Annotated in this window: 8 protein-coding genes; 3 read left to right on the top strand and 5 right to left on the bottom strand. The window is 60.1% G+C overall.

What is annotated here, in order from left to right; translation table 11 throughout:
• Positions 1-163 precede the first annotated feature (163 nt).
• The 5 genes from AC3WK5_RS09255 to AC3WK5_RS09235 all read right to left on the bottom strand — a co-directional run bounded on the left by AC3WK5_RS09255 (position 164) and on the right by AC3WK5_RS09235 (position 12,396).
• Complete coding sequence (locus AC3WK5_RS09255; protein ID WP_103315051.1) at positions 164-1,498, bottom strand: sigma-54-dependent transcriptional regulator; 1,335 nt, start codon at positions 1,496-1,498, stop codon at positions 164-166.
• Positions 1,492-3,258: a sensor histidine kinase gene (locus AC3WK5_RS09250; RefSeq protein WP_103315050.1), complete on the bottom strand. Its 1,767-nt coding sequence runs from the start codon at positions 3,256-3,258 to the stop codon at positions 1,492-1,494. The genes AC3WK5_RS09255 and AC3WK5_RS09250 overlap by 7 nt, the downstream gene beginning before the upstream one ends.
• Before the next feature lie 80 nt (positions 3,259-3,338).
• Positions 3,339-5,837 (bottom strand): RHS repeat-associated core domain-containing protein, encoded by a 2,499-nt coding sequence (locus AC3WK5_RS09245; RefSeq protein WP_492574147.1) that lies wholly within the window; start codon positions 5,835-5,837, stop codon positions 3,339-3,341.
• Between the two features lie 263 nt (positions 5,838-6,100).
• The gene (locus AC3WK5_RS09240) at positions 6,101-10,645 is read right to left on the bottom strand and encodes a SpvB/TcaC N-terminal domain-containing protein (RefSeq protein WP_103315048.1); all 4,545 of its coding nucleotides are present in this window, start codon (positions 10,643-10,645) and stop codon (positions 6,101-6,103) included.
• A 227-nt stretch (positions 10,646-10,872) separates the two neighbouring features.
• Entirely contained in the window at positions 10,873-12,396 is a 1,524-nt protein-coding gene (locus AC3WK5_RS09235; RefSeq protein WP_019693298.1) for a fumarate hydratase, read from the bottom strand.
• Between the two features lie 473 nt (positions 12,397-12,869).
• On the opposite strand from AC3WK5_RS09235, the gene AC3WK5_RS09230 reads away from it, so the two are divergent.
• From AC3WK5_RS09230 to AC3WK5_RS09220, 3 genes are read left to right on the top strand one after another with little or no spacing between them, the layout of a single operon-like run.
• Positions 12,870-13,976, top strand: a complete 1,107-nt coding sequence (locus tag AC3WK5_RS09230) for a GGDEF domain-containing protein (protein ID WP_103315047.1) — start codon at positions 12,870-12,872, stop codon at positions 13,974-13,976.
• Positions 13,969-14,904 carry an iron-sulfur-binding ferredoxin reductase gene (locus AC3WK5_RS09225; protein WP_103315046.1) on the top strand — a complete coding sequence of 312 codons (936 nt, stop codon included), beginning with the start codon at positions 13,969-13,971 and terminating at the stop codon, positions 14,902-14,904. The genes AC3WK5_RS09230 and AC3WK5_RS09225 overlap by 8 nt, the downstream gene beginning before the upstream one ends.
• A gap of 28 nt (positions 14,905-14,932) precedes the next feature.
• The gene (locus tag AC3WK5_RS09220) at positions 14,933-15,682 is read left to right on the top strand and encodes an enoyl-CoA hydratase-related protein (RefSeq protein ID WP_103315045.1); all 750 of its coding nucleotides are present in this window, start codon (positions 14,933-14,935) and stop codon (positions 15,680-15,682) included.
• Positions 15,683-15,707: the final 25 nt, after the last annotated feature.

Raw genomic sequence — 15,707 nt, 5'->3', positions numbered from 1 at the left:
ATTCGCTTATTCATGCCGAAGGATTACTTTGTTGGTACTGGCCCCTTCGCGAGCAAGCCCGCTCCCACATTTGATCCTGGGTGTACATAAATTATGTGTTCACCACAGACCCAGTGTGGGAGCGGGCTTGCTCGCGAAGAGGCCAGTACAGACACCACAAAAATCAGCTTTCTCGCAGGAACATCTCTCGGCTCAGCCCATGCCGCTGCATCTTTTCATTGAAGGTGCGGCGCGGCAGTTGCAGTTCTTCCAGCACGGCTTTTATATCGCCCTTGTGCCGGGTCAGTGCGGCTCGCAGGCAGTGGGCTTCGAAGGCTTCCTGCTGGGCGGCGAGGGACTGGCCGGGCTCGATGCCGACCGGTTCCGGTTCACCCAGGCCCAGTACCTGGCGCTCGGCGACGTTCGCCAATTCGCGTACGTTGCCGGGCCAGTCGTGGCTCAGTAACCGACTCAGCTGTGGGCCGCTGAGCGGTGGAAAGCTGCGTCCCAGCCGCTGCGCGGCAGCGTGAGCGAAGTGTTCGAACAGCAACGGAATGTCTTCGCGTCGTTCGCGCAACGGCGGCAGGCGCAACTCCGCGACGTTCAGCCGATACGCCAGGTCTTCGCGAAAACGCCCGGCGCGGGCTTCATCGAGCAGGTCGGGTTTGGTCGCGGCGATGATCCGCAGGTCCACGTGAATGCTTTGGTTGGAGCCCAGTCGCTCAAGCTTTTGCTCCTGCAGCACCCGCAGCAATTTGACCTGCTGAGCCAGTGGCATGCTTTCGATTTCATCGAGGAACAAGGTGCCGCCGTCCGCGTATTCCAGCTTGCCGATACGTTTGCCCTGAGCGCCGGTGAAGGCGCCGCTTTCATGACCGAACAACTCGGCTTCGAACAGCTGCTCGGGGATCGCCGCACAGTTCAGCGCTACGAACGGCTTGTTGGCGCGCGGACCAAAATCATGCAGGCAACGGGCGACCAGCTCTTTGCCGCTGCCGGTTTCGCCGCGAATCAGCACGTTCACCGGCAGCGCCGCGAGGTCCAGCACTTGCCGACGCAGGGTCTGCAAACCACGGGAGACGCCGAGCAGGCTGGCGTCGAGTTTGCTGCGGTTATCGGCCTGTTCGTGCAGGGCACGGTTTTCCAGCACCAGTCGACGTTTGTCGAGCGCCCGGCGCAGGCTGCTGAGCAAGGTTTCCGGGCTGAAGGGTTTTTCGAGGAAGTCGTAGGCGCCATCGCGCATGGCTTCAACCGCCATCGGCACATCGCCGTGGCCGGTCAGCAGGATCACCGGCAAATCGGCGTCCCGCTGTTGCAGCCGGGCCAGCAGTTCCAGGCCGGTCATGCCGGGCATCCGCACATCGCTGAGGATCACCCCGGGAAAATTTGCCGGCAGTTGCGCCAGGCATTCATCGGCGCGGCTGAACAGTTTGACCTCGAACCCCGAGAGGCTCAGCCACTGTTCGACGGCATCACGAATACTGCTCTCATCGTCGACCACGATCACCGAGTTCAACATTGAATGTGCGCCTCCAGATCGATGGGCAAGGTGAGGGTGAAGACGGCGCCGTCGCCGTGATTGTCGGCGCTCAGGCGACCGCCGAGTTCATGCACGATGGCGAACGATACCGCCAGCCCGAGGCCCAGGCCGTCACCCACCGGTTTGGTAGTGAAGAACGGATCGAAGACCTTCGGCAGATCCTGCGGCGCAATACCGCCGCCGCTGTCGGCGACGGTCAGGCGCCATAGCTGTTCATCGGCTTCAAGGCGGATTTCCAGACGCTTGAGTGGTTTGTCACGCATCGCATCGAGGGCGTTGCGCAGCAGATTGATCAGCACCTGTTCCAGGCGAATCGCATCGCCGCGAACCCAGGCCGGGCGACTCATGTGCAAAACCCGGTCGATCTGTTCATCGCGCAGTCGAGCGTCAAGTAACTGCAAGGATTGATCGACCACCGCCGCCAGGTCCAGACGCTCGCGCAAACCGCTGGGGCTTTTGCGCGCGAACGTCTTGAGATGACCGGTGAGGGCGGCCATGCGCGTCAGCATCTCATCCACCGGCCTCAGCGCTTTATACGCGTCGTCGACCCGGCCATGATCGAGCAGCAGGCGCAAGGTCGCCAGCTGCGTGCGCTGGGCGGTGAGTGGCTGGTTGATTTCATGGGCCAGGGCCGCCGACATTTGCCCCAGCGCCGCGAGTTTGGCCGATTGCACCAGGCCGTCCTGAGCGGTGCGCAGCTCTCGAGTGCGCTCTTCGACCAAGCGTTCAAGCTCTTCGCGGCTGCGCTGGCGCAACCTGGCCAGACGCCAACGCTGGCTGAGAAACAGCAGCAAAAATACCAGCGTCAGCCACACTCCGGCAGCGGCCAGCCCGGCGTTACGCAAATCTTCGAAGGCCACTTGCGGGCGACGCAGCAGGTGCAAGGTCCAGCCTTCGGTGCTCAAGGGCAGCGATTCCCACAGGTAATCCGCTGTGCCGTCGGGGCCGTCGACACGGGCCAGGTAACTGTTCTCGTCAAAGCGTCGAATCGGTTGATGGTCGAGCGGGGTCAGCGGCTGCTTGTCGTATTGACGGGTGGTTTTAAGCTCGGCGCGGTCGGTGTCCGATAGCGTGCTCAGCAACCGATAGCGCCACCCCGGCTGATTGGCGATAAACACTATGCCCCGTGCATCGCTGACCAGCAGCGTGTCGCTGCCTTGACGCCATTCGCGTTCCAGCTCCGGAAACTCGAGTTTCACCACCATGGCGCCGAGAAACTCGCCGTTATCGCCCGTCACCGCACTGGACAGAAAATACCCGGGAATTCCACTGGTCACGCCCACCGCGTAAAAGCGCCCGGCGCCCTGGCTGCGGGTCTGGCTGAAATAAGGGCGGAAGCCGTAGTTGTGGCCGACGTAACTGCTGGGCAAGCGCCAATTGCTGGCGGCCACGGCCAGGCCCGTGTGATCCATCAGTTCCAGGGTGGACGACTGGGCCGTGCCGTTGATCTTCTCCAGTTTGCGGTTCAGTGCGTCCTGTTGATCAGCACTCACCGGGCCATCGAGTGCGGCGCGCAGTTCCGGGTCTAGCGCCAGCACCGCGGGCAGGGTGCGGTAACGTTCGATCAGCGTGTGCAGGGAATTAGCGTACAGCGCCAGTTGCTGATTGGCGCGGGCGGCATCGTCCACCTGGGCCTGGCGTTCGGCATGGCGCATGGCGAAGCCGGCCGCCAATGCAGCGCCGGCAATGATGAGCAGGGTGTAAAGCGTCAGGCGTAGCGAACGTGAGATCGGCAACATGCTATGTGCATTGGCAAGAGTCTGGGGGAATGCACCATAGCATGAGGTTGGGGGGGCTCCCGCAACAAGGATATCGCTCCTTACACTGCGGTGAACCTTGAGGAGCTAGACCGGAGTATCGACTGGGTGTCATTCATCTGGCGGATTCTCTTGTTGGTTTTCTGTCGAAGTGCTTGCGGGGTATAGCCCAATGATGTTTCCCGTCCAGTTGCTTCGAACTTTGCTTCTATTCGGGTCATTCCCCGATCCAGCATAAGGGCCAGGTTTTCAAGATGGGTATCCAGAGTGTTTGTTTTTTCCTCTGTCAGCTCTTTCCCTGCGCCGTTGACTTCATGAAGAATTTCAGATGCAGCTAATGCCATTTTCATACCTGTGCCTACAATCGGCGCTTTGCCCGCTGTTGTTGCGTATATCTCCTTTGCCAACTTTCGTTTTCCACCATCGGTTCTTGGGTCAAATGAGCGGAGTACATTTTTGACATAGGCTACAGGACCCCCTGTCTCGGATTTGACCTGTGCGAGTAGTTTGTCCGGATCTATCCGCTTGTTTTTTAATTTCACCGAGGCGCTCGCGCCGGTTGTTTCCGCTACATGATTGAAGGCCAGAGACACGACTTTACCAACCACGAACCCGACACCCGCACCGACCAGCATGCCCGGAGGGCCGCCGGCAGCGCCAACAACGGCACCCACTGCCATGCTGGTTGCATATGAAGCGCCTTGTCCGGCCAGAAATGTTCCTGTTCGCCGCGCACTGGACAGTGCGTGCTGATCAGGTGAGCGGTGATTGAGTATCTGTTGCTCAGCGTCCCGCGTCCGTTGTTTTACCAGGCTCAGTAACTCTAGATGTCGATAGACCACTTGATTGAAAGCCAGGTCATCATCATATTTCGCGCTCCACTGTTGGTACTGTTCAGCCATTTCCTTGGGGGTGCGCATACCCCCGTCCAGATCGATGTACGCCAGAGGATTATTCCCTACGAACGCATACAGATTCAGCCCATCCACATCCCCACCCGGATCGGCACTGATCCAATGCAGCAACCACGGTGCGTAGTAACGCACCCCGTGGTAATACAGCCCACTGACATCCAACTCCTTACCCGAATATCGAATGGTCTTGTAATTGGCCTCAAGCTCTGAGATCGCCGCCCACCAGCACGTACCGCCGAAGGGGTAATACGCTTCGTGGCTGATCACTACGCCGTCGCGATCCAGTTCCAGAGCGATGGAATCCAGATGATCTCCGAGGTGGTAACGCAGTTGATCAGGCTCGATGTCGGTGGGTTTTCCAACGACCCAGTGCAGGCAGCGCACGCTGCCGGCACCGGTCGACAAGGTGATGACGTGCAGTTGCTGGCCGTCGCTGCAGGTGCGGATTTCCAGTCCTGGCAGATAGAGTACTTCCTGAGAGTGGGTCGCGGACGGGGTATGCCAGACGTGGTGTTTGTAGACCCGCACGCCTTGGCTGTAGACGTAGATTTCTTCATCGTCGGACAGGCCGTTGCTGTGTTCGAGCAAGGTCACTTTGGCCAGTTGGTCACGGGCATTCCAGTTCAGCGGCTGGCCACGTTGCAGCAGTAACAGGTTGCCGTTGGGGTCGAAGAGCTCATCGAAAATCGGCTCTGGATCACCTTCCTCCCAGCGCACGCCACGGTTGCTGTGTTCATCAATGCGCATCTGGCGAGTGAAGTTATTGCCATCGCGGCGGTGACACACCGTCGTCGGGTTGTTGCCATGGTCGTAATGGTAGTGCTCGGTGTAGTTGAAGCGGCGAGCGGGATCGATGGGCGTGATCAAGTCTGGCAAGCCCGGCTGGAGGTTGGGTTTTTCAGCCTCGAAACCGCTCGCCCAGGTCAGCCGGTACAGCGAGTCATAGGCAAACTCGCGGTCGCCGTCGATGCGCTGGTTGGCAAAGAATACCGGTTTGAAGCCGTGGTCTTCGATACGCAGGATGTTGCCCATGCGGTCATAGTGATAGCTGAGGTTTTGCAGCAGCGATTGTCCTGGGACGCCGGCCGTCTGGCTTGTCAGGCGACCGTCGGCAGGGTGATAGGTCCAGGTGCGGACCACGCCGTTGCCAGTGGTTTGCGTTGCTGTCTGGTTGAACGCGTTGTAGGTCAGACCTCGCAATACCGGTTGCAGTGAGTCGTCATCCTTTAGCTGAAGAAAGCTTTGCTTGAGCTGCCCCGCGAGGTCGAAACGCGTGTGCTGTCGATGGCCGGCGGCATCGGTCCGGGTCAGCTCCGCACCGTTGGCGCTGTAGTGCCACGAGGTGGTGCAGGCCTTGCCGTCGAGGAACGTTCGGGTTTCGCTCAACGGTGCGCCCAGCAGGCTGAAACGTGTGACATCCAGCCTGCCCGCCGGATCCTCCAGAGCCGTTTTCTGACCACGCAAGTTGTGGCCCGAATCGGCCGAATGGTCGGCGTAAATGATGCGTTCGACGATGGTCTGCGGCTGCCCAGGCGGCTGTTCGTGCAGGGCTGTCACGCGCAACTGGTTGTCGTAGTCGGTTTGCCAGTGACAACCGCGCCCGTCCCAGCGCTGCAGTGCTTGCCCGGCGACGCCCGTCAGATTCAAACGCTTACCCGCATCTACGCCATCGACCCGCAGTGCGTTGCCGGATAACCCATGGACTGTGGAGATGTTGGGCTTTGGGGCGGTACCGAACAGTCGCGGGTCCCATTGCGCGATCAGTCGTCCGATAGGGTCATGGATTTGCCGGGTAACGAGGGTTTCCACGGGACCGTCGATGACCTTGCGCAGGTATTCGACGTGCCGAATGGGCAAGCCACGGCCGTCGTTGACCTTCAAGCTCGGTGTATGGCGATGCACCTGAAGGTTCATGGCGTGTTCCGGCGCCGAGGTTTGATGGGCTGCGAGTCATCGGTGTCGTTGAAGTCCTCACTGGTCTGATACCAAGGATGGTAGGTCTCGCGAGACTCATAGCCTTTGGCATTGATGATTTTGACCGGTCGGCCCAACGGATCATAAAACTGCTGGTCGTGATAGCCGAACCGGCGAAACGATGCATCGTTGATGTAGCGCCAGGCGTTAGCGAAGTAGGGGCGATAGACCCGCACGGCCAGGCCCTTGTTGTTGTATTCCACCCGTTCGCTGACGCGCCAGCGCGGGTCGGCATGACGTTCCAGCGGTTCGCCGGTTACCGGGTCGAGTTCCAGCTCACCTTGTGGATTGACGACATAGGCCATCCCCGGCTCAACCAATTGCTTGGTTTGCAAGGTACGGCCAAAGCCATCGACGCAGGTCATCTGCATCTGGATTTGCTGGCCCGTTTCGGCGTCCGGGTCCGGATAGTCGGCGGCGGTCAGTACCAGGCTGTGCACGGGTTCACGCGCAACACCGCGAATCAGCTCCAGCAGCGTCTGTTCGGTCGCTGTTCGGACCTTGAGCCTGGCCAGACGCGTGCGTGCGCTGGCGCAAATATGCAGGGACGGCAGGATGTAACCTCGTGCAATCCATTGGGCTAACTGATCAGGGCGCTGGCGAACCGTATCGGGTAGCGTGCCCATCCAGCCGAGCAAGTTCTTGCGTAATACGCTGGCCGCTTTTTGCAAGGCTTCGATCGGGTCCCGGATCGCTTCGCCAGGGCTGGAGTCTTCGGGGAGACGGTGTTTATCGAGGGGATCGAAACCGACGTCCGCGCCATTTTCAGTGCCAAAAAAACTGGTTGCCAGCGGTTGCCCGGAGGGTTCGTAGATCGCTTCCCGAGTATTTTCGTTGGCATCGATGACGCATTTTGGCTGGAGTGCGTGGTAGTCGTATTGGGCGTGTGTGATGCAGCCGTCCGGCACCTCAACTGCCGTGGTCAGCAAGCGATAGGGGTCGTAGCTGATCGTGGTCAAGCCGTGACTGGCGGTCGCATTGAATTGCAGCACCTTGTAGAAGCCGTCGAGGTCGGCGTAAAGGGAAAAACCGTGCAGGCCCGACCAGAGGTTTTCCAGCTTGTCTTCTTCCTCGTCTTTGTCGAGAAACAACGGCATGGGTTGGAAGCCGATGTTTTGCAGTTCCTTTCGGATGTCGAATGGAGCGGGCAAGGTGTCGTAGGCGGCCAATGCCGTCTTGTCATATTCCGCCCGCTCCAGGGGACCCGCCAATGCCTGGAGCTGAGCGCTACCGTCTGGCAACAGACTGCCGTCGGCAGACAGATAGCTTTGCCGCGACAACTGGCTCAACTGCCGCAACGCGCTCCATTCCTTCCACGTGTGGGATTTTCTCAAGCATTCATACGACACTTCTTGGGGATTGAGGCCGGTAGGGAGCGAGCCTTTGGGCAGCTCAAGTGCGTTGAGGCGCTGGCGCCACGGTAGCCTCAGCCTCCAGCCTTGCGACGAGTCCAGGTGAATGAACTCGGCACGCGACTCGCTCAGGTAATAACGCTGTTGAGCTTTATCGTGGGCATCGCGCCACCATTGATCTTGATCGGGGTCTTCTGGGAAGGGGGAATCGTCCCGTTCGGTTCTGCGCCGTGCATAGCTGACGGTCAACGCGTGAACAGGCGTGCCGAAACGGTCCCACTGCAGCGTGATTTCATGACGGCACAACGGATCATCAACGCAGCGTTCATATTGGTAGCTGATTTTTTCGACCAGCAACGGCAGGACGATCGCATGGGGATGGTGCGGGGCCATGGGCCTGAGTTCTCGCACCAGATAACGCGATTGCTCTACCGAGTAGGGCATGGCTGCGACGCGGTCTTTCTGTAGCCCGAAGACCTCCACGCGCAGCACCGAGCCACTCAGTGCCCGGGCAACTTCATGCAGCGTGTCCTTGTCGACCGGCTTGAAGAGTTCATCGGCATGGTCTTTTTCGTGGTAGCGACTGATCAGCGTCGGCCCCAAGGGGCAGGCTTCACTGTCGCCGTCGAAATATCCCGCACGAGGCAAGTCGACCAGACGTCCGGTATGGAACCAGGTACGGTTCAGTGCCGGTGCGCTAAACGTCGTTTCGCCTTCCTCCGGGCTGGTTTCGCTGTCGGTCTGGTGCAACAGGCCAAAGCCACGAAACTCGCGGTCATGGCTGTCGTAATAGCCATGAAAATAGTTGAAAAACTGATTCAGGCAGTTGCCGGTAATCTCGTCGAGCTGACTCTGTTGGCTGACCACCTGAACCGGGAACGGCAGGTAGCAGGGCGGCGGTTTATCGGCATCCGGCCATTGTCGTTTTTCATCCAGCCACTCTTGTGCCGAACTGCGGTAGCGCACGGTGCCACTGCAACCCATATTGTTATTGGTTGCTATCAGCGCGTAAGGCCGCACGCCGACAAAGTCGTAACGCCAGTGCCGTGGCGATGGGTACGGCACGGTGAAGATCAAACTGGCGCAACCGAGCCCTTGCAGGTCGGCGAAATTGACCTGGCTCAGGGTGTCGTAGCGCACACCCTCGGGCCAGGCCACGCTGATCGGCGTTTGCTTGAGCCGATTGCCACCGAGATTGAGGTAGATATCGAAGTGATCCGAATGCAGGTAAATCACCGACGTGGCACCGCAACCATCGATGTCGACGATTCGCACCCGCGCTGCGTCGAACGTCCCGTACTCGAAGGGCAAGGTATCCATGACAAACCCTTTGCCGAAACGTCCGTGGCCCAGGTTCGGCCAGCATTTGATTTCGTCGTGACGAATGCGGCACAGGTCCGGCAGGTCGCTGCCGAGCATATGGCCCAGAAGCACCAGTTCGCTGCGTGAGTTGCTGAACAATGGCAGGTTGTCGCCGTTCGGTTCATGGGGCACGTCCTTCGCGGGCCCAAAACCGTCTTCCCGAAGGCTGGGATAAAGACGTACGCTTTTTGGACCGATCAGTGCCAGTGAACTGAGGCCGCTGCCCGTCAGGTCTCCGAATTGTGCCAGAGCGTTGAAGAACTCCAGGGGAAAGGACGTGAAGGGGCTGAACGGCGACCAGCTGCGGTCAGGGTTTAGGGCATAGAAACCACTGAAAGCCGGTTGTGCGACGACCCAGTCGAAAAAGCCATCACCGGTCAGGTCGTTAAGCGACTGCTTCACCGGTTTGCTGCCATCGGTGACCGGGATGGTCGGCAATACCCGCCACGGGCCGTAGGTTATTTCGTCGGGGTGGTTCGGCCCTCGCATCGGTTCGCGGTAGTACCAGCTCTGAGTGTATTGGCAGAGGAAACCGGGCACACCCTCGCCATACAGGTCGATGCATTGATGGTGTTGCCCGTCCTGGATGCCGGGCATGTGTTCGAAGGGGAAGAAGGGTACCGACTGGGTGTTGATCTCGAAGGGCGAGTAGCCGAATTCCATCGGCGGCAGGTGTTCGACTGCACCACTGGCGTTAAAAGCTTGATAGTGCGCGGCGCACAGCTGGCTGTAGAACGCCGGCTCCGGGTGATAGTCCAGCAACAGGCGTTTGACCAGCGCGGGATTGGGCCCCAGTTCATCGGGGAAGTGGTGAAACATCAAAACCTGCCGGCACAGGCGGCGGGTGCTCAATTCGAAGCCATAGCCATAGGTAAAGAACGAGTCGGGGCGAATCAGCCACTCGCCGATGTCATCGTTCGGTTGTGCAAACGGTTCGCCAAAGACCGGTTTCTTGTCCCACTCCAGCGTCCGTTCTCCGTAGTCGAACACCAGGTGAAAGTGCCAATCCAGTTCAGCCGGGTTGTCCACGGTCCAGGCATACAGATGCTCGCTGGCGCTGAAGTTGCCGTAACACACCCGTCGCAGATAACGCTGGGCCCGGTAGTCGTGGGGTTGGTCGTTGAGCGGGTCTTCGGGTTTGTACTCATAGACGATGTGTTCGCCATGGGCGCTCTTGCTTTCAAGCAGCAGCCAGACGCCAACCCGTAACCCGTCGTTTGGATCGGCGCGCCGCGAAGCCTCGGTCTTGCCATAAATGTGCAGACTGCCGTCGGCCCCGTGTACCAGCCAGAAAGGCGGCTGGTTAAGCTTGGTGCTCGATTGCCAGAGCTCGATCCGATCGAAGGCGCCTTCGACCCGAGGCCAGTAACGGGTCACCGAGTGCTTGCCGACAGGTTCATCGTTGTAGTGATCTTCGGGGCGGGACTGGATGTGACCATCCTTATCACGCTCGGGCATCCATTCATCACCGCTGGGCCCCACGATGACATCGTCTGCGAGGTAGCGCGGCACGCCTTTGCTGGTCTGGCGCGTGATGGCGTTGACGCTCAAGCGCCAGCCGAAGCCGAACGGGCCATTGCCCGCCTGACTGTCGTAGCTCAGCACCAGTGCCGGATCAAAGCCGCGCCCCGGCGAGATAGGCAACGGTAACTCGAAGGAAGCCTTGCCGCTGGTGCCAATGGCGCCCCAGCCTTTGCCAATCGTGGTAATTGCAGCGCTCTTGGCAATGGAAGGCGGGGTGAGACTTTGGGAGGCTTGATCTTCCATGGTCGATTCTGTTCCAGCCTGACGAGCGGATGACTCACGCTACCAAGTAGGGCACACGACGTAACCTGTCAGACCTGACAGGTGAGAGGGTTTTTTCTAGAACGAATGCGCTTAACTGCAGGATTTTTTATCGCCATCCGTTTGTAGCGACCTGCGCAAACGACAGGCGAAAAAAAGCCGCACTGTTTTTGCAAACACTGCGGCTTTCTTGACCTGCGGTTAAAGACTTACTGCACTTCTACCGCCAGGCTTTCACTGATTTTCTTCTGCCAGATGGCTGGGCCGGTGATGTGCACCGACTCGCCCTTGCTGTCGACCGCAACGGTCACCGGCATGTCTTTGACGTCGAACTCGTAGATCGCTTCCATGCCCAGTTCGGCGAACGCCACCACGCGGGATTTCTTGATCGCTTGCGCTACCAGGTAAGCCGCGCCGCCGACTGCCATCAGGTAAACCGCCTTGTGGTCCTTGATCGCTTCGATCGCGGTCGGGCCGCGTTCCGATTTGCCGATCATGCCCAGCAGGCCGGTTTGCTCGAGGATCTGGCGGGTGAACTTGTCCATCCGCGTCGCGGTGGTCGGGCCAGCTGGGCCAACCACTTCTTCGCGTACCGGATCGACCGGGCCGACGTAGTAGATGAAGCGACCCTTGAGGTCCACCGGCAGGGTTTCACCCTTGTTCAGCATCTCGACCATGCGCTTGTGCGCAGCGTCGCGACCGGTGAGCATCTTGCCGTTCAGCAGGACGGTTTCGCCCGGCTTCCAGCTCTGCACTTCTTCAGGTGTCAGGGTGTCGAGATTGACGCGGCGGGCCGACGGGCCGGCTTCCCAGACGATTTCCGGGTAGGCGTCCAACGGTGGCGCTTCCAGCGACGCCGGGCCGGAACCGTCGAGCACGAAGTGCGCGTGACGGGTGGCGGCGCAGTTGGGGATCATGCACACCGGCAACGAGGCGGCGTGGGTCGGGTAATCCATGATCTTCACGTCGAGCACGGTGGTCAGGCCACCCAGGCCCTGGGCGCCGATGCCCAGTTGATTAACCTTCTCGAACAGCTCCAGGCGCATCTCTTCGATACGGTTGGACGGGCCGCGTTTTTTCAGCTCGTGGATGTCGATGGATTCCATCAACACTTCCTTGGCCATGACCGCGGCTTTCTCGGCGGTGCCGCCGATGCCGATGCCGAGCATGCCTGGTGGGCACCAGCCAGCGCCCATTTCCGGAACGGTTTTCAGCACCCAGTCAACGATCGAGTCGGACGGGTTGAGCATGGCCATTTTCGACTTGTTCTCGGAACCGCCGCCCTTGGCTGCCACGTCGACTTCCACGGTGTTACCCGGAACGATCGAGTAGTGGATCACCGCCGGGGTGTTGTCCTTGGTGTTTTTACGAGCGCCCGCCGGGTCGGCGAGGATCGAAGCACGCAGGACGTTTTCCGGCAGGTTATAGGCGCGACGCACGCCTTCGTTGATCATGTCGTCCAGGCCCATGGTCGCGCCATCCCAGCGCACGTCCATGCCCACGCGAACGAACACGGTGACGATGCCGGTGTCCTGGCAAATCGGACGGTGGCCAGTGGCACACATGCGCGAGTTGATCAGGATCTGCGCCATCGAATCGCGGGCTGCCGGCGATTCTTCACGCAGGTAGGCCTCGTGCATCGCCTGGATGAAATCCACGGGGTGGTAGTAGGAAATGAACTGCAGGGCGTCAGCAACGCTCTGAATCAGGTCGTCTTGCTTGATCACGGTCATGAGTCGCGCTCCTCTAAAAGACGGGAACATTCAATAAGGTGCTTGCAGTTGGGGTGCATCGGTCGGCTGCAAACACCTTTCAAGGCACGCCGGGGTTGCTGGCGCGACGCTAAAAAGGCGCGGCAGTATAACGCGCCTCGAAGCCGGGCACACCCGCCGGCAGTCAAACCTTGGTCACATGCAACGACAAAGATACTCAGACGACAGGGCAGTTGTGGCGAGGGGGCTTGCCCCCGTTGGACTGCGCAGCAGTCCCAAAATCTGTCATCGCATTTCCCAGGCAGAACGCGTTCAACCATATTACGACTGCTTCGCAGCCGAACGGGGGCAAGCCCCCTCGCCACAAGGAGTCTGTGTGCGGTTGATTACCTCAAAATTGAATGGTCATTCTTGAGGTGCAACACTAAAGTGACATCTGGCATTTCAGGGTAGGACACTGTTATCAGTCCCCCCTTCGCACGGTGAGCCAACGATTGACCCATAACGCTCTCCAGAGTCTGTTGCTCAAGCGCTTTATTCTGGCGACGGGCACCTATGCGCTGGTGTTATTGCTGCTGTGGCTGGCGATTCTCAGTGGTCACTATCAAGGCTCGGTGCGCAGCGCGGTAATCGGTACGCTGCTGGTGATACTCAGCCAGGCGGTGTTGTTCGCGGTGTTCTCCACCGGGAGCAATCTGCGTTTTGCCGACCCTGGCCTGACTGAAGTTCAGGTGCTCCTGGGGCTTGGCTGGCAGACCTGGTTGATCGCTCATCTGGACTCGGCCCGTGGCGCCTTCCTGGTGTTTTACCTGTTGATTCTGTTATTCGGACTTTTCCATCTGCCGCGCCAAGCGTTCATCCGATGTGCGGCCTTGGTCTTTTTCAGCTTTGCGGGCCTTAACCTCTGGGAAGGTTATCACCTCGAACCGGTCGACCCGGCGCTGGCGGCGCTGCAAGTCTGCGTGTTGTTTATCGTGCTGGTCTGGCTGACGCTATATGCCGGCTACGTTCAGACCTCACGCCAACGCATGCGCAAGCGGCGCTTTGCCTTGCAAGCGCATCAAGACACCTTGCGCGGGATGATGCGCCAACTCGAAGGCCTGGTTGCCACCGACGAACTCACGGGGTTGTTCAACCGCCGGCATTTTCTACGCCTGACCACGCGCGAACTGCGCAGCATGGAAGAGGGTACGGTGCATGGTCTGGCACTGATTGACCTCGACTATTTCAAACGCATCAACGACAAGTATGGCCATGCGGCCGGCGATCAGGTGTTGCAGGCGTTCGCCGGTGTCGCCACGGCCTGCCTGCGTGAAGACGATGTACTGGCGCGTTATGGCGGTGAGGAGTTTGTGTTGTTACTACCCGATTGTGATCCCGAGCGCCTGACCTCTTGCTGCGAGCGGCTGCGCATTGCCTTTACCGAGGTCGAACTGGTCGGTCTGCCGGTGCAGGACCTGAGCCTGTCCGCCGGCATGACCTTGCTTGAGTCGGGTGACTATCTGGATGACGCCTTGCAGCGTGCCGATCAGGCGCTGTATCGCGCCAAGCGTGACGGTCGCAATCGCTGCGCTGCCGCTTGGGAAAACGCCGATGCCTGAACTAAGGGTGGGCGATAGCCAATGGTCGGTGGCAGCGGGCAGCAACCTGCTCGACGCGCTTAACCAGAAGGGGATGCACGTGCCCTACAGCTGCCGCGCCGGCAGTTGCCATGCGTGCATGGTGCATTGCCTCAAAGGCGAGGTGAGCGACCGACGTCCCGATGCGCTGAGCGCCGAGCAACGTGAGCAAGGTTGGCGGCTGGCCTGTCAGTGCGAGGTCGTCGATGACCTGCACGTAGCGGTATTCGATCCGCTGCGCGACGGCTTGCCGGCCACCGTCGAAGCTGCCGACTGGTTAAGTGCCAGCGTGTTGCGCCTGCGTTTGCAGCCCGAGCGGCCCTTGCGCTATCAGGCCGGGCAGCATCTGGTGTTGTGGGCCGGTAATGTGGCGCGGCCGTATTCGCTGGCCAGCCTGCCGCAGGAAGATCGTTTTCTGGAGTTTCACCTCGACTGCCGCTTGCCGGGCGAATTCAGCGATGCGGCACGCTTGCTGAAAATCGGCGACCCGATTCGCCTGGGCGAGTTGCGCGGCGGTGCGCTGCATTATGACCCCGACTGGCAAACCCAACCGTTGTGGCTGCTGGCGGCCGGCACCGGATTGGCGCCATTGTTCGGTGTGTTGCGCGAGGCGTTGCGCCAGGATCATCAAGGCCCCATCCGGGTAATTCACCTGGCCCATGATGCCAGCGAGCATTACCTGGCCAAACCCTTGGCGGCGCTGGCGGCACAGCGTCCCAACCTTAGCGTCGAGCTGTTGACGACGGCTGAGCTGGCGGCGGCTTTGGCGCAATTACGCCTTGTTTCCCGGCAAACCCTGGCCTTACTCTGCGGGCACCCCGACAGCGTCGACGCCTTTGCCCGGCGCCTGTACCTGGCAGGGCTGCCGCGCAATCAACTATTGGCCGATGTCTTCGTGCCGCGGGGTTGAACGCGAAATCACTTTCACGAGACTCACCATGACGAACGCAATCCTGCTGGAACGTGAGCGCGGGCTGCTGACCTTGCGCCTGAACCGCCCGGACAAGAAAAACGCCCTGACCCGCGCCATGTACAGCCAATTGGCGGACGCCTTGCTACAGGCCGACGCCGACCCCGAGATCAACGCCATACTGATCACCGGCACCCGTGAATGCTTTACCGCGGGTAACGACATTGCTGATTTCCTCGAAGAGCCGCCAAGCGACCTCACCAGCCCGGTGTTCCAGTTCATGCGCAACCTGCTGGAATGCCGCAAGCCGGTGATCGCGGCAGTGGCCGGCGCTGCCGTGGGCATCGGCACTACCCTGCTGTTGCATTGCGACCTGGTGTACATCAGCGCGGACGCGAAGTTGCGCATGCCGTTCGTCAACCTCGGGCTGTGCCCGGAATTTGGTTCCAGCCTGATCCTGCCGCGTTTGCTCGGGCAGGCCAAAGCTGCCGAGCTGTTGCTGCTGGGCGAAGGTTTCAGCGGTGAACAGGCCGCCGCCTGGGGTATCGCAACCCAAGCGTTGCCCACTGGCGAGGCCGCAGTGGCCAAGGCGCGCGAGATGGCATTGCGCTTCGAAACACTGGCGCCCGAAGCCGTGCGCATCAGCAAGCAGTTGATGAAAGCCCCGGACCGCGAACAGCTGCGCAAAGCGATCGAGGAGGAGGGCAAGCTGTTTGTCCAACGGTTGCGCTCGCCGGAAGCGATTGCGGCGTTGTCGGGGTTTATCAACAGATCCTGAAGGTTGCCGCAGCTGCCGAGCCCGC

The organism is Pseudomonas sp. FW306-02-D09B (assembly GCF_058782685.1).
The sequence above is the reverse complement of the archived record's forward strand: the minus strand, read 5'-3'. Positions and strand labels throughout refer to the sequence as shown.